This window comes from Bacillus sp. GW823-FHT06B01 (assembly GCF_058952315.1).
The window spans coordinates 1-18,908 of record NZ_JBXAHR010000005.1 but is presented as its reverse complement, the minus strand read 5'-3'; the positions used below and the strand labels follow the sequence as shown (position 1 = coordinate 18,908).

At 34.9% G+C, this 18,908-nt stretch carries 20 protein-coding genes and 1 pseudogene; 4 read left to right on the top strand and 17 right to left on the bottom strand.

Annotation, left to right across the window (positions count from 1 at the left end):
• Positions 1 to 28 precede the first annotated feature (28 nt).
• From AC1Q8N_RS21620 to AC1Q8N_RS21610, 3 genes are all read right to left on the bottom strand, one after another.
• Positions 29 to 973 (bottom strand): ABC transporter permease, encoded by a 945-nt coding sequence (locus AC1Q8N_RS21620; RefSeq protein ID WP_000482782.1) that lies wholly within the window; start codon positions 971 to 973, stop codon positions 29 to 31.
• Complete coding sequence (locus AC1Q8N_RS21615; RefSeq protein WP_048544154.1) at positions 966 to 1,877, bottom strand: ABC transporter ATP-binding protein; 912 nt, start codon at positions 1,875 to 1,877, stop codon at positions 966 to 968. The genes AC1Q8N_RS21620 and AC1Q8N_RS21615 overlap by 8 nt, the downstream gene beginning before the upstream one ends.
• Before the next feature lie 108 nt (positions 1,878 to 1,985).
• Entirely contained in the window at positions 1,986 to 2,543 is a 558-nt protein-coding gene (locus AC1Q8N_RS21610; RefSeq protein ID WP_493521371.1) for an ABC transporter permease, read from the bottom strand.
• Between the two features lie 174 nt (positions 2,544 to 2,717).
• Between AC1Q8N_RS21610 and AC1Q8N_RS21605 the strand changes: the two genes are divergently transcribed.
• The gene (locus tag AC1Q8N_RS21605; protein ID WP_098847908.1) at positions 2,718 to 3,317 is read left to right on the top strand and encodes a YgaN family protein; all 600 of its coding nucleotides are present in this window, start codon (positions 2,718 to 2,720) and stop codon (positions 3,315 to 3,317) included.
• A gap of 63 nt (positions 3,318 to 3,380) precedes the next feature.
• On the opposite strand, the gene alsR is transcribed toward AC1Q8N_RS21605, so the two are convergent.
• Entirely contained in the window at positions 3,381 to 4,286 is a 906-nt protein-coding gene (gene alsR, locus AC1Q8N_RS21600; protein WP_000423221.1) for an acetoin biosynthesis transcriptional regulator AlsR, read from the bottom strand.
• 152 nt (positions 4,287 to 4,438) lie between these two features.
• On the opposite strand from alsR, the gene AC1Q8N_RS21595 reads away from it, so the two are divergent.
• Complete coding sequence (locus tag AC1Q8N_RS21595) at positions 4,439 to 4,804, top strand: CidA/LrgA family holin-like protein (protein ID WP_098048202.1); 366 nt, start codon at positions 4,439 to 4,441, stop codon at positions 4,802 to 4,804.
• Positions 4,801 to 5,478 carry an LrgB family protein gene (locus tag AC1Q8N_RS21590; protein ID WP_000578955.1) on the top strand — a complete coding sequence of 226 codons (678 nt, stop codon included), beginning with the start codon at positions 4,801 to 4,803 and terminating at the stop codon, positions 5,476 to 5,478. Before AC1Q8N_RS21595 ends, AC1Q8N_RS21590 begins: the two co-directional genes overlap by 4 nt.
• Before the next feature lie 12 nt (positions 5,479 to 5,490).
• On the opposite strand, the gene AC1Q8N_RS21585 is transcribed toward AC1Q8N_RS21590, so the two are convergent.
• A complete protein-coding gene (locus tag AC1Q8N_RS21585) occupies positions 5,491 to 5,904 on the bottom strand; it encodes an NUDIX hydrolase (RefSeq protein ID WP_098048200.1) in 414 nt (137 codons plus the stop codon).
• 141 nt (positions 5,905 to 6,045) lie between these two features.
• Between AC1Q8N_RS21585 and AC1Q8N_RS21580 the strand changes: the two genes are divergently transcribed.
• Complete coding sequence (locus AC1Q8N_RS21580) at positions 6,046 to 6,252, top strand: DUF3903 domain-containing protein (protein WP_000624203.1); 207 nt, start codon at positions 6,046 to 6,048, stop codon at positions 6,250 to 6,252.
• A 361-nt stretch (positions 6,253 to 6,613) separates the two neighbouring features.
• Here the strand turns inward: AC1Q8N_RS21580 and AC1Q8N_RS21575 are convergent, their stop codons facing one another.
• The 12 genes and pseudogenes from AC1Q8N_RS21575 to phnE all read right to left on the bottom strand — a co-directional run.
• Positions 6,614 to 7,369, bottom strand: a complete 756-nt coding sequence (locus AC1Q8N_RS21575; RefSeq protein ID WP_048544160.1) for a sulfite exporter TauE/SafE family protein — start codon at positions 7,367 to 7,369, stop codon at positions 6,614 to 6,616.
• 98 nt (positions 7,370 to 7,467) lie between these two features.
• Complete coding sequence (locus AC1Q8N_RS21570; RefSeq protein WP_000644411.1) at positions 7,468 to 7,614, bottom strand: BC1881 family protein; 147 nt, start codon at positions 7,612 to 7,614, stop codon at positions 7,468 to 7,470.
• A gap of 239 nt (positions 7,615 to 7,853) precedes the next feature.
• Positions 7,854 to 8,402: a hypothetical protein gene (locus AC1Q8N_RS21565; RefSeq protein WP_048544162.1), complete on the bottom strand. Its 549-nt coding sequence runs from the start codon at positions 8,400 to 8,402 to the stop codon at positions 7,854 to 7,856.
• 23 nt (positions 8,403 to 8,425) lie between these two features.
• Complete coding sequence (locus AC1Q8N_RS21560) at positions 8,426 to 9,445, bottom strand: NERD domain-containing protein (RefSeq protein ID WP_141519870.1); 1,020 nt, start codon at positions 9,443 to 9,445, stop codon at positions 8,426 to 8,428.
• Positions 9,446 to 9,585: 140 nt separating this feature from the next.
• Complete coding sequence (locus AC1Q8N_RS21555; protein ID WP_048544171.1) at positions 9,586 to 10,632, bottom strand: GH25 family lysozyme; 1,047 nt, start codon at positions 10,630 to 10,632, stop codon at positions 9,586 to 9,588.
• Positions 10,633 to 10,764: 132 nt separating this feature from the next.
• On the bottom strand, positions 10,765 to 12,528 hold the full coding sequence (locus tag AC1Q8N_RS21550; RefSeq protein ID WP_493521370.1) for an ABC transporter ATP-binding protein: 1,764 nt from the start codon (positions 12,526 to 12,528) through the stop codon (positions 10,765 to 10,767).
• Positions 12,528 to 14,279, bottom strand: coding sequence for an ABC transporter ATP-binding protein (locus AC1Q8N_RS21545; RefSeq protein ID WP_048544175.1), 1,752 nt, complete (start codon positions 14,277 to 14,279; stop codon positions 12,528 to 12,530). The genes AC1Q8N_RS21550 and AC1Q8N_RS21545 overlap by 1 nt, the downstream gene beginning before the upstream one ends.
• A gap of 123 nt (positions 14,280 to 14,402) precedes the next feature.
• Complete coding sequence (locus AC1Q8N_RS21540) at positions 14,403 to 14,624, bottom strand: YneF family protein (protein WP_001123315.1); 222 nt, start codon at positions 14,622 to 14,624, stop codon at positions 14,403 to 14,405.
• A gap of 78 nt (positions 14,625 to 14,702) precedes the next feature.
• Positions 14,703 to 15,143, bottom strand: coding sequence for a sporulation inhibitor of replication protein SirA (gene sirA / locus AC1Q8N_RS21535; RefSeq protein ID WP_000860645.1), 441 nt, complete (start codon positions 15,141 to 15,143; stop codon positions 14,703 to 14,705).
• Between the two features lie 156 nt (positions 15,144 to 15,299).
• A complete protein-coding gene (gene tkt, locus AC1Q8N_RS21530; protein ID WP_048544176.1) occupies positions 15,300 to 17,300 on the bottom strand; it encodes a transketolase in 2,001 nt (666 codons plus the stop codon).
• Positions 17,301 to 17,523: 223 nt separating this feature from the next.
• Positions 17,524 to 18,006: a coproporphyrinogen III oxidase gene (locus AC1Q8N_RS21525; protein ID WP_087982027.1), complete on the bottom strand. Its 483-nt coding sequence runs from the start codon at positions 18,004 to 18,006 to the stop codon at positions 17,524 to 17,526.
• 74 nt (positions 18,007 to 18,080) lie between these two features.
• Positions 18,081 to 18,767, bottom strand: a pseudogene (gene phnE, locus AC1Q8N_RS21520) (phosphonate ABC transporter, permease protein PhnE); the annotation flags it as partial.
• Positions 18,768 to 18,908 lie beyond the last annotated feature (141 nt).

The following is an 18,908-nucleotide window of genomic DNA, read 5'->3' as shown; positions in this document are numbered from 1 at the left end:
TAAGAAATACTTAACGGCTCCTTTTTTATTAAGTTAAATCACGTTTTAAAAATACTGTATAGGAAATGCTTAAAAATACAAATAAATATAGTAATAACATACATGAAGCAAATGGGAATGTTACTCCATCAATAAAACTTCCATTCTTTGAAATACTGTATAAATCTGTGTTTGCTGGCAATAAATATTTCGCCCAATCATATCTAGTTGCTGCTAATAATGCAATATTTCCTGATAAAGCAAGAAATAGTGAAATACCAATCGCGCCTCCACTAGATCTTGTTAAGACAGAAATCATAAATGCAAACGCTGCGTACACAATGGTCGGCAACCACGATAAAATATAATACTTACTAGCTTCCACAAAAATATTTTGTTTTATAATATTTCCATCTTGGAAAATAAGCTCGCTCCATGCAGGCTGTTGGAATTTATAAATAACAAGTCCACATAAAGTGGAGAAAATCATATTAAATATAAACAATAACGCTGCAAATATCACAATTGCTAAAAATTTAGCTGTCAAAATTTTAAATCGACTCGCTGGTCGTATCGTTAAAAATTTATATGTTCCCCAGCTATATTCATTCGCAAAAATTGTACTTGCATACACGAGGATAAATGGGAGCAATATTGGAAATACGATAAAACCTGTATCTCTCATGAAAGAAAGCGGAGAACTGCTTGCCGGTGCTGTATCTGTATCTAAATGCTTCATCTTAAGCTGATATTCCTTTACAAGCTCGTCCCCAGATCGTTCCGCTAAAATAGCTTCTTTTTTCATGCCTAGCTTTTTCTCAATTTCTACAGTTCGTTCTGTATAATCGGCTTTCCATCCTTTTGTTTCCGGTTCTAAATACTTTACCGTAACCCATCCTAATCCAATTATTAATACTGCAATAACTGCAAAGGGAATAATCGTTCGCTTTCGCTTAAATATTTTATACAGTTCGTTATACACTAAATTAAACAATATCTTTTCCCCCTGTTAATTCTAAAAATTGCTCTTCTAACGTTTTTCTTTCTTCATATACACGATACACTTGAATATTTTTCTCAAGCAATGTACGAATAACATTTGGGATTTCTTCATCTTTTACAGTAATAAGTAGATCATTACCTTTTATTAAAACATCTTGGTCTAACATTTCTGCTGCTTTATTCGCATCATCTACACGTATACGGATTGTCTCCATCTCTTCTCTTTGATTATGCTGAATATTTTGCGTCGCCACATATTCTCCATGCTGAATAATGATAACTCTATCACACATTAATTCAACTTCTGAAAGTAAGTGACTAGATACAAGTACCGCTTTTCCTTGTTCATGTGCAATTTTCTTTATGTACATTCTCATTTCATGTATTCCACTAGGATCTAATCCATTCGTTGGTTCATCTAATATTAATACATCTGGATCGTGAATAAGCGCTTGAGCAATTCCTAAACGTTGTCTCATGCCGAGTGAATATGCTTTTACTTTACGGTCAATTACTTGTCCCATTCCTAACAATTTCACTACTTCATCGATACGTTCTTCGGTCACATTACCATTCATTCGTCCGAAATATGTTAAATTTTCATAGCCGCTCAAAAAAGGATAAAATTCAGGTGTCTCAATTACCGCTCCAATTTTCGCAGCGGTTTTTTCAAATTGCTGTTTCACAGATTGACCATCAATCCATACTTCACCTTCTGTCATACGGATCATACCAACCATCATTCTCATTAAAGTCGTTTTTCCAGCACCATTTGGTCCGAGCAAGCCAACTACTTCACCCTTTTTAACTTCGAAACTAATATTTTCTACAAGTGTCTTTGAACCGATTCGCTTCGTTAACCGCTCAACCTTTACAATTGATTGTTCATTTGTCATACTATACAACCTTTCCTTCCCATTCTTTGTCAGGTCTTTACACTGTAACATGATTATTTTTATGTGTAAAATAAGAAAAGGCATGATTTCTCATGCCTTTTCCTTAAATTAAAACGAATTTTCATCTTGTAAACTTTGAACAAATCGAAAACATTGCATCATCGATAATAGGACGACCACAATCATAATTATACTAACAACTACTATTGCATATATTGTAATCGGTGCACTATTTATCCCTTGTATTCCTGCTATTTTCATAAAGATAATCGTAAATAATTTCAAAAATAACATCCCATTCACTAATCCAAAAACAAACGCTGCTCCATAAATAAATAATTGCTCCTGACATAATAAACATAGTACGTCATTTCTCTTCCTACTCTCTGCTACATAAGATTTAATTTCCTCTTCCCTCACTTGCAGAAGAGAAAACGTTATTTTATATGTAGTAAAAATACAAATAAAAATGAATACAATAAACAGCATGTAAAAGCTCATTTGAAATAAAAGTGTAGTCTCTAATTTCCCAATAGCTCCTTCATTAAATTGGAGCGATATCATAAAAAATAAAATCATAGTACTCATAGCAACCCACATGAATTGCTTCATCCTTTTGGCAGCAAATGTTCTTATATTTTTTCTCACTAACTGACATAAAGACATATGTTCTTCCCCTACCTTACTTCATACCATACTCATTCTATACTACTAGTGTATAAAAATATGACATTTTAAACATCGCACTACAATCTGAATTTTTTCTAAGTCTTTAGTCCTAGAAAATAAAATGGAAAATAAATCATATTCAGAATATAATTGTAAAAAGGAGGGGGTTGCATGCGCATAAAATTACTATCAATCTTATTTTTATTATTTCTCACAAGTTGTAGCTCACTTAAAAACAATGAGATCACCATTGTTGAGCCATACAAATTAACAGAAGAGCAATCTTCTATTTTACAAATGACTCCTTTTCAAGAAGGAGACAGCATGTTTTATAACGTTACCCTAAAAAATGAAAAAGATGAAATACATGCTACAATTGATTATTATCAAAATGGTAAAAAAACAAAAGTAATTGCGAATATAGCTACCTCCCATTTTCAAAAAAAGAAAGTAAAGCTTTCTTTTTTACCACCTCAATTCCAACTCGATAAAGATGTACAAGTGCAAAAACATTGGTATGTTAATATTGAAGGTAGTTCCATGCTCGCTCCTGAAGAAGCACCTCCAATCATAAATAGCTCTACCTCTACTACTCTTCAATCTGCTATAAACTTAACATACAATCAAAAGACGACTTTAGCGGCTATAATAAAAACGAATAAAGAAACCGTAAGAATTCCAATGCTTGAGGAAAAAACTGCTATTGACCAACTATTACAAGAAAACGAACATGTTTATCTCTTTAGTATAGAACTAAAAAAAGAACACTAAAGCGGAAATGCAATTATATTGCATTTCCGCTTTAGTGTTTAATGAGGTGTAATTTTTAACAAATTAATTAATCTCATCCTCAACTTCTATTCTTTTCTTCTCTCTTGCAATTTTCAAAAACTCTAAAAGTTCTGGATTAGTATTCATTTTTTTGTACGCTACTGACATTTCTGCAACAAAATTAGAATCACATAACTCTTTATATACGACTTCGGTTTTATACAATTTATTCGCCGATACAGGTATTACCGTAATTCCGATTCCTGCCGCTACAAGTCCCATAACTGTTTGATATTCCGTTGCTTCTTGTACAATGTGTGGACTAAATCCTACGTCGCGGCAAAGTGATAAAATTGTATCGTATAACGCTGGCCATACCGGTCTCGTAATAAATACGAACGGTTCGTCTCTTAAATCTTCAATATGTATTTCATCCTTTTCAGCAAGTGGATGTGCCTTCGGTAAACATAACGTACAAGAAAGCTTTTGAATTGGTTCTAACTCTAGTAATTGCGTTGGAATTGGCGGACGCAAAAAGCCAATATCAATACGGTTATCGTGAAGTGCATGCACCTGATCCGGTGTTGACAGTTCATGTAATGCAACAGACACTCTGGGAAATTTCTTTCTATACTCCCTTACGATAGATGGTAAAATATCATATATCGCCGCACCTACAAAACCAATTGAAAGTGATCCCACTTCTCCCCTTTGGGCACTTTGTGCAACTTCTACTGCTTTATCAATTTGTTCGAACGCTTTTTTTACTTCTTTTAAAAACATTTCTCCAGCTTCTGTTAATTCAACTTTTCTCTTTGTTCTTGAAAATAACATAACTCCCATTTCTTTTTCTAATTGCTGAATTTGTTGACTAAGCGGTGGTTGTGTCATTTGTAAACGAGCAGCTGCTCGTCCAAAGTGTAACTCCTCTGCCACTACAACAAAATATTGCAAATGCCGTAATTCCATTTTGGACACCCTTTTCACTTTCAATTAATATATCTAATATATTAATAACATATAATTTATATATTAGACAAATTTTTCGAATGAACGTATAGTAGAAATTGTTAATTCTTTTTTACAATTTTTATGTAAAAAAAGAAAGAGGTGGGTACTGTATGAAATGGTGGAAATTAAGCGGACAAATTTTATTATTATTTTGTTTCGCTTGGACAGGTGAATGGATTGCAAAACAGGCACACCTCCCAGTTCCAGGAAGTATACTCGGTATTTTTTTATTGTTAATTTCATTAAAATTTAACCTAGTGAAAAAAGAGTGGGTACAGGACGGAGCAGACTTTTTATTAAAAGAACTTATTTTATTTTTCATTCCTTCTGCAGTCGCTGTCATACGCTACAAAGATACACTATCACAATATGGAATCGATCTCATTTTAATTATTATGATTAGTACACTTTGTGTCACTCTCGCTACAGGACTCCTAACAGAATTGCTACTAAAGCGGAAAGGATCCGTGCAATGATCGGCTTTCTTTGTTTACTATTAACACTATTCACATATTGGATATCGAAGAAAATGTATCAACGCTGGAATTGGAGCTTACTTTCTCCTCTTCTCGTCTGCCCTATTATTTTAATTGCTTTATTACTCGGACTAGACACACCTTATGAAACATATGAAACAGGTGGTCAATGGTTAACAGAATTATTAAAGCCTGCAACAGTTGCTTTCGCATGGCCAATCTATAAATACTTTGATTTACTCAAGAAACATGGAATAGCTATTTTACTTAATGTCATTGTCGGTTCATTTTTATCAGTTATTACTTCAGCACTACTAGCTAATTATTTTCAAATTGATTCATCGTTAGAACATAGTTTAGCGCCTCATATTGTAACGACACCAATTGCAATGGCCATTTCAGAAATGATTGGTGGTATGTCACAATTAACAGCAGTATTTGTTGTTTTAACTGCGTTAACAGGAGCATTGCTCGGACCTGCTCTCATACGTATATGCCGTATTAAAACAGCGCTCGCAAAAGGCATTATGTTAGGCACGAGCGCAAATGGAACCGGTACATCAAAAGCATTCGAAATCGGCCCTGTAGAAGGAACCATCGCAAGTTTATCTATGCTTTTAACAGCAGGAGCTAGTTTAGTTATCGTTCCGCTTTTCTTGTCGTGGATACATTGAAAAAGCAAGTGTTTAAACACTCGCTTTTTTATTTATATATTTATTTAAAACCTCATAATCCTCCGGGAAAGATAGCGTTAATTCCTTCATTTCATCTATCCTCTTCCAAGCAATTTCATGTATTAACTCATCAGGATCTTGGATTTTCATACTACCGCCTATTTTTTTAACGACATAATAATAAACGTATACAGGAACCCCGTATGTAATACCCTCTTTTTCGTATATTTTATTTACAACTTCCACATTGTAACCTGTTTCTTCCCAAACTTCTCGAATACAACATTCTTCTAGTGTCTCTCCCTTTTCAAGCCCTCCACTTGGAACAGACCATCTTTTTTCTTCACCCTTTTGCCCTTGCAACACCATTAAAACTTCATTTTTTTCATTTATACATACTGCTGCACAACCTATCCATCTTTCCATATACATCCCTCCCCTACAAAAATTCACCTTCTTTATCATTTTCTCCTTGAAAAAAGAGGAAAAAAGTAAACTAATGACGAAAAATCACATTAACTTCATAGACAATCCCTTCTTAGAAATTAAAAACGGAAGGATGAAAATATGATTTCTAAATATGTTGTGGAATGTGTCTTTTGTGAAGAAAATCGAAAACCACGCCAAGCTATCGTAACAGTTCCCGCCACTACTCAGCTACTAGCCATTGAAAAAGTGCGTGCGGAATGTAAACGTCGTTTCGGAAAAGCTTTATTATTGCAAACAGAAATTAAAGAAGAAATAACTTTTGAACAAAAAGAAAGCCGACCATAAATTGGTCAGCTTTCTTATCCGATCATATTTTCTCATGAAGATTAGGGGCATCCTCTTTAAGGATCGGGATTTTCCCATTATGTACGTTCCATAATGGTCATCGAACAATATATTTCTATGCAATTAATTATTGAATAGAATAGGGCAAAACTTGTTCGCATTTTTAGAAAAGGGATAGGGATATAATTCAAGTAGTACTTCGAATACTCGAACTTTACACTCATTATATTAAAGTAAATCCTTTTATATGGGAAATATGAATTACTTACATAATTCATTCGTAAAATATATTAATAGTTTGCTATATTAATTTTATCCCGCTATTTGTAAGCAGTAACCCCCTACTTATTATAATTTCACTTTATTCCATCAATAGCATACATCCAGCTAAAACCGGTGTCATAATCATCGAAAACCTCAAAAGCATTCGCGGTGCATAATTTGTAAACTTCGCGCCAATATATGCCCCTAACATGGTCCCAATTAATACTTGCAATAACAATATATAATCTAAATATCCTTCCGAACTATATCCTAGCCCGCCTCCAATTGCAATCGGTAATATAACAAGCATCGTTGTCCCTACAGATTGCTGAATCGTTAGTCCCAATAGAACCATTAATCCAAGTTGAATAAACGGTGCAGAACCAATCCCAAATGAACCAGCCATCATTCCAGTAACTAATCCAAGGCATACACATTTCAACAAGTAGTTCATGGAAAACTCTTTATGCTTATATAAAGATGACTGTTCTTTGTTTTGGAACATAATTAATTTAATAAACATAAAAATTGCCGATAAAAATAACATCCCAGCTGTAAACCAATGAAGAAGATGTGCTGGTATAAGTGAACCAAATTTAGAACCAATATAAGAGCCAATTGCGCCAAATCCCCCAACAATCCCTCCTATAATAAGTGCAACATTGCCTTCACGGTAATGACTGACAACACCTGATAATGTCGTAAACGCCATTGCAGTTAAAGATGTTGCAAGAGCAACATGAATAGGAATATGGAATACTAAAGTGAGTATCGCGATAATAAACCCAGCTCCTCCAGCTCCAACAAATCCTAATAAAATACCCATTACTAACATTGTTATAATAATTGCCACAGACTTTCCCTCCAGTAACACAATTATCCATCATATTTATCCTTACATACAAATAAAAAGCATCCTAAACGGATGCTTTTTATTTCAATGATATGTACTTAATCTTGATTAATCAAAATAACCGCTGGACCAGCGACTACTACTCCAGCTACTTCTATCTTTTCAAATTCCTTTACTGTAATAGATATAACTCCTTCTCTTTCCATCAATTCTTTACTCAGGACATCAGTCGGGATTGCTTTCACCGTCTTACCCCCTTTTCATTTATACAATATGATAAAGTGAAACTTTCATCAGTGGTTTTTTTGTCCGTACTTATTAATTATTAACCCTCAGCAATCGGGCGAATAATCACCCAATGCATCTATATATATGCATCACCTCCGCTTTCATTCCTTATTCCACTCAAAAACCTTCTCCCCCTTCCGTGACATATTGAAAAATAAAAAAGAAGCTATAACATATAGCTTCCCTCCACGTTTCTTTAATCTTTATGCACCGTATATTCCATGACTTTACCATCTCTATCAAATTGTAAAACAAGCTGTTCGCTATCTATTGGAATAAAGCCACGTTCAGTCCCAAGATAATACAAAGTGATAACTCCTTCTTCCCCACTTCTCGTTTCCGTTGGAGCTCCTAACAATTGTGTAATTTCTTCATTTGATTTCCCTATTAATTTATATTTTTGTAATAGATCATCTACCATATGTACCCGTTTATCTGCATGATTTAACCATCTATTTTGATTAAACTTTAATGTATATTCATTTACACTTAGTTGTACAGTGCACACTATTAATGGTATAAGTGCTACTATTAATCCCCCCAACATTTGCTTCTTTTCTTCATTACGATTTTTAGAAACATATAAAATAGCCCTTTGAATCATGACTAATAAAACAAATGGTATGAATACTACAAAAATGCTCCTTACACTTAAGGGTATATGGACCATATCAATGACGAATATAAATACAATGTACATTACTATATACAAACAAAAATAGACATACACAATGCCACGCAGCATATCGTTCAGAAAGATCTCCCCTTTTAACTCACTATATAATTCATCCGGCTAATCATTTCTTGAATCTGTTCTAATTCTTGCACTGTATATACTACTTTCCCTGCTAATATTTCATTTCTAAAGAACGTTACAATTTGCTCCCGATCTTTTAATCTAGGTGTTTCCTCACTAGAAAGGTCTACTATTGCTTTTCCATTTTTATTATAAAAATATACAACTGGTTTTACCTTTTCTTTTATACTATTAGCCTGCATTTCTTTCAAACCACTGTATAAAATTTGAGATAGTTTCTTCGCCCTATATACTGGATTCCCTTCATTTTTCACTTGTATAGTTGACGAATCTTTACCTACTATATATTCAAATGTCTCTTCTTTTTCAACTTCTTGTTGATACTTACCCATCTCATCAATCATAAATGTATATATACCAGCATTTTCTTTCGTTAAACCATGAATTAATTTCTCTTCCCATTCTTTCGTCTCAAGTAGATAAATACCAGTTTTGCACAAGATGAGATGATGGATTCGATTATCGTTTATTTCACTATTATTTTTAATAAAAACATTCGGCATGATTTGAATTTCAGCATCTAATATGATGCCTTGCTCTATGAATCCTCGTTTCATATAATGTAATGTTTCGTACGTATTCATTTCAGCGCCGTTTTTAGTATATTCTCGTAGATTTGCAATTAATTTTTGAAACATATGTATTTCGTTATTATGTTTATTTTGCATTTCACTACGTTCTTTACTATGCTGCACAGCTAATTGATTTTTCATCATACGCATATTTTCAATTTCTCTATTTGCACTTACTTGTAAATCATTGTATTTTTTCTGTTCCATATTTTTTAAATTATTTTGTTGTTCTTTATGCTCTATCACCGTAGCTGCAATTTCATTTTTATACGTTTCAATCGCTTGTTTCTTTTCAAATTCTACTTGCTGACTCTCTGATTCTAACTGTTTATTTTTATAAAACAGCACAAATACTACAGCTAATAATATTAAAACCGCACCTATTAGCACATAATTCATATTTTTACCCCTTTATTTCATTTTCGATTATTTTTTATAAATATATCTACTATAGTATACTATGGTTTCGATATAGACTTTGCAAAAGTTGTATATTTTTAATAAAAGGCACCTCTGACGGGGCACCTTTTATTTTCACTCTATTGTACACCATACTGAATATAACTTGGATCGTAGTATATCCATTGATTTGTCCCTAAGCAAAGCCATCCATCTTGCTTACTCCATACTCGATACGATTCACCATGATGTAACTGTCTTATAACATTTCCATTTAATGATGGAGCATCACGCAAATTTACATTATCACCAGTAATAGTCGCCACATAATGTTTATACTGAATATAACTCGGATCATTATATACCCACTGATTTGTCCCTAAACAAAGCCATCCATCTTGTTCTCCCCAAACTTCATATGTTTCGCCACGATTCAATTGGCGAATTACACTAGACTGCAAAGATGGTCCACTTCTCAAATTCACATTATCTCCATTAATTATAGCAACCCCATACACTGGAGTTGCATTATTAGGCGGGGAAACATTACCTCCACCACTTGCTCCATTCCCTTTTAAAGCTTCTAATGAAACTGCAGCTGATACATCACAATTTCCTACGCCTGAAATTTGTCCAGAATCTGTGTACTGCCACGCTGTCCACGCTGTCCATCCACCAGCATCAGCAGGCGGTGTACTCGAGTATTTAGCAATCCAAAGCGGTATATCACTTAATCCGCTAATTCCGAACTCATTAATATACCAAACTCCTGTATATAACATTACATCTTTTCCAGTAGCCTGTTTCACATAATTTATGAAGTTTCTTGCCCAATTCGATATAGCGTTACCAGTTAAATTACTGTTGCTCGGATCTGTTGGTGATTCTAAATCCAGAACTGGCATTAAGTCTGTCTGGTTATTTTGTAATATACTCACAAAATATTTCGCCTCTGAAATTGCATCATTTTGTTCTGGGCGTGCAAAATGGTATGCACCAATTAATACATTCGCATTTCGTGCTGCTTGTACATTCTTAGTAAAAGTAGGATCAATGTAGTTTACACCTTCTGTCGCTTTTGCATACGCCGCTGAAATACCCGATCCCTTCACTGCATTCCAATCAATGTTTCCTTCCCAATGAGACACATCGATAAACGTAATATTTGAACTAGATCTACCTTGCATATAAAAGCTCCTATCAATTTTTTTCATTTCGTATACATACAATATGTACAACTTTAATAAAAGGTCACGACGTTTATACTATAGATATTGAGAGCAAACATATTTTATAAGCAAAGTAAAAAGGCCTTATAATTACAAGGCCTTTTGTAAACTTCCTTTATTTTGTAGTAAATACATATTATAATACAACCCTTGCTCACTCAGTAATTCTTGATGTGTTCCTCTTTCTACTATTTCTCCATCATGCATAACAAAGATTTGATCTGCATCTTGAATTGTAGATAATCTGTGTGCAATTGCTATAGTCGTTCTCCCTTTTCGCATTTGCTGTAATGCTGTTTGGATCGCATCTTCTGTTTCTGTATCAATATTAGCTGTTGCTTCATCTAATACTAATACTTTCGGATTCGTTGCTATCGTTCTAGCAAAAGCAATTAATTGTCGTTGACCACTAGAAAATGCAGCTCCTCTTTCTACTACTTCCGTTTCATACTGCTCTGGTAATTTTTCAATAAACGTATTCGCTTGCACAAATTGTGCCGCTTCTTTTACTTCTTCATCCGTAATTTCTTCATTGTACATACGAATATTTTGTTTTACATTTCCCGCAAATAAAAATGCATCTTGCAATACGAGTCCTATTTTCTTTCTAATTTCTCTTTCTTCAAATTTCTCTAAATCTACACCATCTATTACAATATTTCCGGACTTAATACTATAAAATCGCATTAACAAATTCATAATAGTACTTTTTCCGCTACCAGTGTGCCCAACGAAAGCAACTGTTTGCCCTTGTTTCACGTGGAAAGATACATTTTTTAAAACATCACGTTTTCCATCATACGAAAAAGTAACATTTTTAAATTCAATTTCTCCATTAACAACTTGAGGATTTCCATTCCCTTTTTGAACTGGAGCTAAATCTTTCTCATCCATTAAATGAAATACACGTGATGATGAAACAAGTGCCTGTTGGAAAAATGATAATTTCATCATCATCTCATTTACAGGCTGGAAGAAACGATGTATATAGTTAACAAACGCATATAAGACACCTACTTCAACAGGACTCTTCAAAGCATCAATTCCAAATAAACCAAGTACTAACGCAATAGCCACAATATGAACTAAATCAGTTGCTGGACGTAAAAGTAACGCGTCTAACTTTAACGTCCGTCGCCCTGCACTATAATGTTTATTATTCACTTCTTCAAACTCTTTTCTCATACGCTTTTCTTGCCTGAACACTTGAACAATATTCATTCCTTGAATGGACTCATTCAACTTTGCATTTAACACGCTTAATTGATTACGTACTTCTAAATAAAAGGCTGCACTCTTCCGGCGATATAGCACCATAATTGCAAACATTATCGGAATTAATACGAGAGAAAATAGAGCTAGTTTTACATTTAATAAAAACATTGCTACTAAAATACCTATTAAAAAGACTACATTTTTGACAAATGTGGATAATACACTGACATAAAAATCTTTAATTGCTTCCGTATCATTTGTTATGCGCGATACAAGCGTACCAATCGGCGTACGATCAAAGAAACTTAATGACAACTTTTGAACATGATTATATACTTCAACACGCATATCTTGAACAATTTTAAAAGCGATATTTTGAAAATACAATAAGTCTAAATAAGTAAATAATACTTTTAATAAGTGAGCAATAAGATACACTACAAATAGAGTAACAAGTGCTGATTGATCAAAGTTACGTGGTACTAAATGTTCATCAAGAAATTGTTTAATTAAAAAAGGACCCATCATTTCAGTTACAGTTGCACCAACTAAAAAGATAAATGCTAAAGATAGTAACCTTTTATATGGCTTCATATAAGAAAGTAATCTACTTAAATCACTCCGCTTCTTCTCGGTCATCATACGCCTCCTTTCTCGACTAATGCTTCTAACTGCTGGCTCTCGTACATTTCTTTATACCAACCGTTTTCTTTCATTAATTGTTCATGTGTACCTCGTTGCACAATTCTGCCTTCATCCACAACAAGTATAAGATTGGCATGTTGAATTGCACTTAAACGATGAGCAGTAATAATCGTTGTTTTTCCTGCTCTTTCCCTCTTTAATGCATTTAAAATCGTTTCTTCTGTTTTTGCATCTACCGCTGATAAACAATCATCTAAAATTAAAATTTCCGCATTCGTTAATAAAGCACGTGCAATAGAGATTCTCTGTTTTTGACCTCCAGATAACGAAACGCCTCTTTCTCCTACTACCGTTTCATATCCTTCTGAAAATTGGAGGATGTCATTATGAATACAAGCAATCTCTGCAGCGCGGGTTATTTCATTATATGTAGCATCCGCCTTTCCGAAGGCAATATTCTCCCCAATACTCGCTGAAAATAAAAAATGATCTTGCGGCACGTATGAAATGGCAGAACGGACACCGTAAAGTGTTACATCGCGAATATCCCGCTCCCCAACTTTTAATTCACCACTAAAATGATCATACTCACGGATTAAACATTTTAATAAAGTCGTTTTCCCTGCTCCTGTACGTCCGACAACGCCTAGTGTCTCACCCTTCTTCAAATCAAAGTGAACATCTATTAGCTGTAACAGTTCATTTTTCTTATATGAAAATGAATCGACCGCAAATGTAACATCACCGCTTGCTACTTTATGTACAGCATCTTCTCTATTTACTACATCTGATTTTTGCGAGAGAATTTTTTCTACCCGGTCATACGAAGCACGCCCACGCTCCATAATATTAAACAACCATCCAAAGGCTAACATTGGCCAAACGAGGGTACCTAAATACGTTGTAAATGTAACGAGATCACCTACAGTTAATTCACCCCTCACAACTAATACTGACCCGTAACACACTGCAATTAAAAAAGAAAATCCAACGATAAGAGAGATTGTTGGATCAAACAACGAATCAATACGTGCGACTAACATATTTTTATGTACAACATCTTCTGATTTTTTTCGAAATGCTTGTAAATCTTCTTTCTCTTGTCCAAGTGATCGAATTACCTTCATCCCACTCATACTCTCTTGCACTTTATCATTGATTTCTGAAAACGATTGCTGCGCTTTATGAAACCTTTTATGTAATAACGTTCCATAATAATTTGTCGAAATCGCTACAATCGGCATTGGAATTAAGCTTAACAATGTTAACTTCCAACTAATTGTAAAACCCATCGCTACGAGTACACATCCCCCAACCGCTAATGAATCAACAAGTGTTAAAACGCCCGATCCAGCAGTTTGTTGAATCGCCTGAATATCATTAGTCGCATGCGCCATCAAATCACCCGTACGACGTGATTGATAGAAAGATGGGCTCATCCTTGTAAAATGTTCATATAAATTCTTTCGTAATTGACGGGCTAGTTTTAACGAAGATCCAAAAATCATAATACGCCATAAATAACGTAATATGTACATAGTAATCCCTACAACTACTAACAGAATAACCCACTTCAACAATTTTTCAGATGTTAATGTTCCATTATTAATTTCATCTACTACAATACCTAGTACTTTCGGAGCTACAAGTTCAAGAAGCGCGACACCAAATAACATAATAATTCCGATTATGTACGCTCGTTTTTCTTGTTTAAAAAACCACGCTAAATTAATAAATACCTTCATTTTTATCCTCCTCCCTTAAAATGAGCGATGTTTTCAGTTTACCAAAAATACTGAATTTTTAAAAGTTTCAAACTACATAACTAACAAAAAGAAAAGACACTCTTAACGAGTGTCTTTTAGCGCTTATTTCGTTTGTTGCTTATTCATCGCGCTCATCATTTGATTGATTTTCTTTTGGGAAGGTTTTTGTCCCATTTGCATCATCATCATTTTTAACATTTGTTCATTAATTGGTGGATTTTTTTCTAAGTAGTTCATCATGTATTTGCGGGCAATGAAAAATCCTAACGCCACGCCTGCTACTAGTGCTACTACGCCCACTAGAATACCTAACCAAATTGGCATATATTTTCCTCCTTCATGTTGTCTACCTTACAGTGTACTAAAACCTTTTCAATAAGACAAGATACAATTCGACATTTTTTACACATATGTTCGTACTTGTTTTAGAGGATTCAGCCATCCGTACTTTGTATTTTCATAATCCATAGCTAAAAATGTTAATTCACACTTTCTTAACACCTCAAAGAAAGTCGTTTCCATAGAAACGTTTCCAGAGGTATTCATGCGAATATAGTGCGGTTTCACCATTATTTCGCCGTATTCCGCTCCTGTATAAAGTGTATGTGTATGATGTGTTCGATCATATTTACCAAGAACGCGCAAAGCTTGTTCTAATTTATGGTGAATTTTCATTACTTGTAATGGCATCGTTATATACATCATTTGTTTATATAACACTTTTTTCTCCGAAAGGGACCCAGATTCTGAAAATCTAGCAAATAAATCAAAAAACAAATATTCACGACCAAAGTAAGCTTTCGCAATATCCTCTTGAATTAAATACAATTCATACGTTTTCATCTTTCGCCTCCCAATCTGGACAACCTTTTCCCTTCATTATATAGAAGAAATTTTGCAATGATTGTCTGACTGCGGAGAGATAAAAAACTTTTTCTGTCGAAAAAACTCATTTACATAGAAAAATCTCTCCATGCCGGAGAGATTTTTCTAAAATCATTAAAGCATTTCTTTTACTTTACGAACAACGTTCTCTACAGTAAATCCATATTCTTCCATAATCTTCTCGCCAGGAGCAGAAGCACCGAATGTATCGATACCTAACACATCTCCGTCAAGACCTACGTAACGGTGCCATCCGAATGTAGCACCCATTTCGATTGCGAAACGTTTTGTTACTGCTTTTGGTAATACAGATTCTTTGTACTCAGCTGTTTGAGCTTCAAAGCGATCCATAGATGGCATGCTGACAACAGCTGCGTCAACGCCGTCTACTGCTAACGCTTTTTGCGCTTCAACAGCTAGACTTACTTCAGATCCAGATGCAAGTAAGATTACATCAGCTGTTTCTTTCTTGCTTGCAGAAACTACATATGCACCTTTTGCTACTTTTTCATACGTATCGTCTTTTGCACCTTCTAATGTTGGAAGGTCTTGACGAGTTAATACTAAAGCAGTTGGTTTGTTTGTAGATTCTAGAGCTAGTCTCCAAGCTGCAACAGATTCGTTACCATCAGCTGGACGAATAACAGATACATTTGGCATAGCACGTAGCGCTGCTAATTGCTCGATTGGTTCATGTGTTGGACCATCTTCACCAACAGCGATACTGTCGTGTGTGAATACATACGTTACTGGCAATTGCATTAATGCTGCAAGACGAATTGCTGGACGTAAGTAGTCAGAGAATACGAAGAACGTACCACCGTAAGTTTTTAAACCGCCATGTAGTGCAATACCGTTCATTGCTGCACCCATTGCGAACTCACGTACACCGTACCAAATGTTTTTTCCGCTGTAATCATCTCTTGTAAAGTCTTTTTCGTTATTCATGTATGTTTTGTTAGAACCAGCAAGGTCAGCAGATCCACCAAAGAATGATGGTACAGACTCTGCAATTGCATTAATTACAGCACCTGAAGAATTACGAGTTGCTGCTTTTGATCCTAATTCATAAGTTGGTAAGTTTTGCTCCCAACCTTCTGGAAGAAGACCATTCATTGCCGCTTGTAATTCGTTTGCTAATTCTGGGTATGCTTGTGCATATTCACCTAGCATAGTGTTCCACGCTGCTTGCGCAGTTTCACCAACATCTTGTACAGTTTTACGGAAGTTGTCATATACTTCTTCTGCTACATGGAAGTCTTGCTCAGCAGTCCAAGCATATGCTTCTTTCGTTAATTTTGTTTCGTCTACACCAAGTGGAGAACCATGTGAAGCTGATTTTCCTGATTTGTTTGGAGAACCGAAACCAATTGTCGTTCTTACTTCAATTAGCGTTGGGCGTTTTTCGTCAGCTTTCGCTTCTTCAATTGCCTTCGCGATAGCTTCAATATCGTTTCCATCCTCAACACGGATTACTTGCCATCCGTATGCTTTGTAACGATCTTCTACACTTTCAGAGAATGAACGATTTAAATCGCCATCTAATGAAATATCATTTGAATCGTAAAGCACAACAAGACGACCTAATTGTAAATGAGCAGCTAATGAAGATGCTTCAGCAGAAACGCCTTCCATTAAATCTCCATCACCACAAATAGCGTATGTATGATGATCTACTACATTATACGCATCACGGTTATATTTAGCTGCTAAATGTCTTTCAGCCATTGCCATACCTACAGCAGTTGCAATACCTTGTCCAAGTGGACCAGTAGTTGCGTCTACACCTGCTGTATGACCGTACTCAGGATGTCCTGGAGTTTTGCTTCCCCATTGGCGGAAGTTCTTTAAGTCATCCATTGTTACATCATAACCAGATAGGTGAAGTAGGCTGTATAGTAACATTGAACCATGACCTGCAGATAATACGAAACGATCACGGTTAAACCACGTTGGGTTATTTGGATTGTGTTTCATAAATTGAGTCCATAATGTATAAGCCATTGGTGCTGCACCCATTGGCATTCCTGGGTGACCAGAGTTTGCTTTTTCAATCGCATCGATGGATAATGTGCGAATCGTGTTGATAGAAAGTTGTTCGATTGAATGTGACATGCTATTCTTCCCTTCGCTTATATTAGTAAACGTTTTATACATTTATATGATAGCTTCCCACGCAAGATTATACAACATGTATCGACAAATATGTTGATATTTTTTTGGTTTTTCATAAAAAAATCAATGATTTCGGTAATGTATGGGTATTCAATATGACATACTTTTTCATTGTTTTTATTTTAAAAAGAAAGAGAATTATCTGTATATTTATTCATCATTTTCAAATTCCATAATGCAAAATATATCCTTCCCCATTTTTCACTCTGCAAAGCAAACGAATAAAAGAATTTAAATCTTGGCATAATTTATCTCGATCAAATACGTATCTTTCATATTCTCCATCAGTATTATTATCATTTTCCCATTGAAACTGCCCTGTCAGTTCGATTGTTTCTGGCGCTAGAGAAAACATGTTAACTAGCGAACAAAATAACTGTTCTGCTATCACTGCCCCTTGCTGTTCTATTTTCGTAATACCATAATAGTGAATTCCAAATCCTTCTGCTCTTTTCGCTGGATAATAGGTCGGAATCCAATGGGTAAAATCTAATAGATATACGATTAGCTCATCACTTAATACAACACACTCATCTATCGTTGCCTCTTCTTTATATAGAAAACAAAGTTCAATCCAATCTATACCTATAAAATCCAACCCCTTTTTTTCATTCGAAACAAATACAAACTCGTGCTGTAAAGCCAAATTATCCCCCCTATTGCTCACATTTATTATTCTTATTATATAAAAAAGCACCTTTTATAGGTGCTTAAAATAAATTATACAATTTTCTTCCGTATCGAACTTGAAATAAAGTCAATGATAATGACCATTAAAATGATGCCTAATAAAATAATTCCCACACGAGACCAATTGCGTGAACTCAGTGCAAAAATTAACGGTGTCCCAATCCCACCTGCTCCAATAACACCTAAAATGGCAGCGGATCGTACATTAATTTCGAACCTGTATAACGTATACGATAGAAAATCCGGTAATACTTGTGGCAGTACTGCATACCAAAGTATTTGAAAGCGATTTGCGCCTGTTGCTATTAACGCCTCCGTCGGTCCCTTATCTATATTTTCAATTCCTTCTGAATATAATTTCCCTAACATGCCAATAGAGTGTAATCCTAGAGCTAGAACTCCAGCAAACGAGCCTGGCCCAACGGCTTTTATAAATAAAAGTGCCATAACTAATTCCGGAAATGTACGAACAAAACTAAGTACAAACTTCCCAGTTCCTGAAGTTAATTTTCCACTGCTCATATTCGTTGCCGCCAAAAAAGCGAATGGAACAGATAAAAAGGCAGAAATAAATGTACCTAATATCGCAATTGCCAACGTATCAATTAAGCCATGTAATAAATCTTCACCATCTGGCAAAGATACATACGACCAATCTGGATTCAATACACCTGTCATAATTGCTTTTGTAATTTCTCCTGCCGTATCCTTTATTCCGATACGATAAACTTAACTAAATCTATACAATTCAATCAAATTTACACAAGTTAGTGCTTCAAAGTGTTCTCGCAGCCCCAAAGGGACGAGGGGTATAACACTCCACACGAGGCAGTATCGTTACCTCCTATTATCAAGCAT

Coding starts and splice junctions, on each gene's coding strand:
- AC1Q8N_RS21615 (WP_048544154.1), bottom strand. CDS start 1,877: ATGACAAATGAACAATCAATTGTAAAGGTTGAGCGGTTAACGAAGCGA.
- AC1Q8N_RS21610 (WP_493521371.1), bottom strand. CDS start 2,543: ATGTCTTTATGTCAGTTAGTGAGAAAAAATATAAGAACATTTGCTGCC.
- AC1Q8N_RS21605 (WP_098847908.1), top strand. CDS start 2,718: ATGCGCATAAAATTACTATCAATCTTATTTTTATTATTTCTCACAAGT.
- alsR (WP_000423221.1), bottom strand. CDS start 4,286: ATGGAATTACGGCATTTGCAATATTTTGTTGTAGTGGCAGAGGAGTTA.
- AC1Q8N_RS21595 (WP_098048202.1), top strand. CDS start 4,439: ATGAAATGGTGGAAATTAAGCGGACAAATTTTATTATTATTTTGTTTC.
- AC1Q8N_RS21590 (WP_000578955.1), top strand. CDS start 4,801: ATGATCGGCTTTCTTTGTTTACTATTAACACTATTCACATATTGGATA.
- AC1Q8N_RS21585 (WP_098048200.1), bottom strand. CDS start 5,904: ATGGAAAGATGGATAGGTTGTGCAGCAGTATGTATAAATGAAAAAAAT.
- AC1Q8N_RS21580 (WP_000624203.1), top strand. CDS start 6,046: ATGATTTCTAAATATGTTGTGGAATGTGTCTTTTGTGAAGAAAATCGA.
- AC1Q8N_RS21565 (WP_048544162.1), bottom strand. CDS start 8,402: ATGCTGCGTGGCATTGTGTATGTCTATTTTTGTTTGTATATAGTAATG.
- AC1Q8N_RS21560 (WP_141519870.1), bottom strand. CDS start 9,445: ATGAATTATGTGCTAATAGGTGCGGTTTTAATATTATTAGCTGTAGTA.
- AC1Q8N_RS21555 (WP_048544171.1), bottom strand. CDS start 10,632: ATGCAAGGTAGATCTAGTTCAAATATTACGTTTATCGATGTGTCTCAT.
- AC1Q8N_RS21550 (WP_493521370.1), bottom strand. CDS start 12,528: ATGACCGAGAAGAAGCGGAGTGATTTAAGTAGATTACTTTCTTATATG.
- AC1Q8N_RS21545 (WP_048544175.1), bottom strand. CDS start 14,279: ATGAAGGTATTTATTAATTTAGCGTGGTTTTTTAAACAAGAAAAACGA.
- AC1Q8N_RS21540 (WP_001123315.1), bottom strand. CDS start 14,624: ATGCCAATTTGGTTAGGTATTCTAGTGGGCGTAGTAGCACTAGTAGCA.
- sirA (WP_000860645.1), bottom strand. CDS start 15,143: ATGAAAACGTATGAATTGTATTTAATTCAAGAGGATATTGCGAAAGCT.
- tkt (WP_048544176.1), bottom strand. CDS start 17,300: ATGTCACATTCAATCGAACAACTTTCTATCAACACGATTCGCACATTA.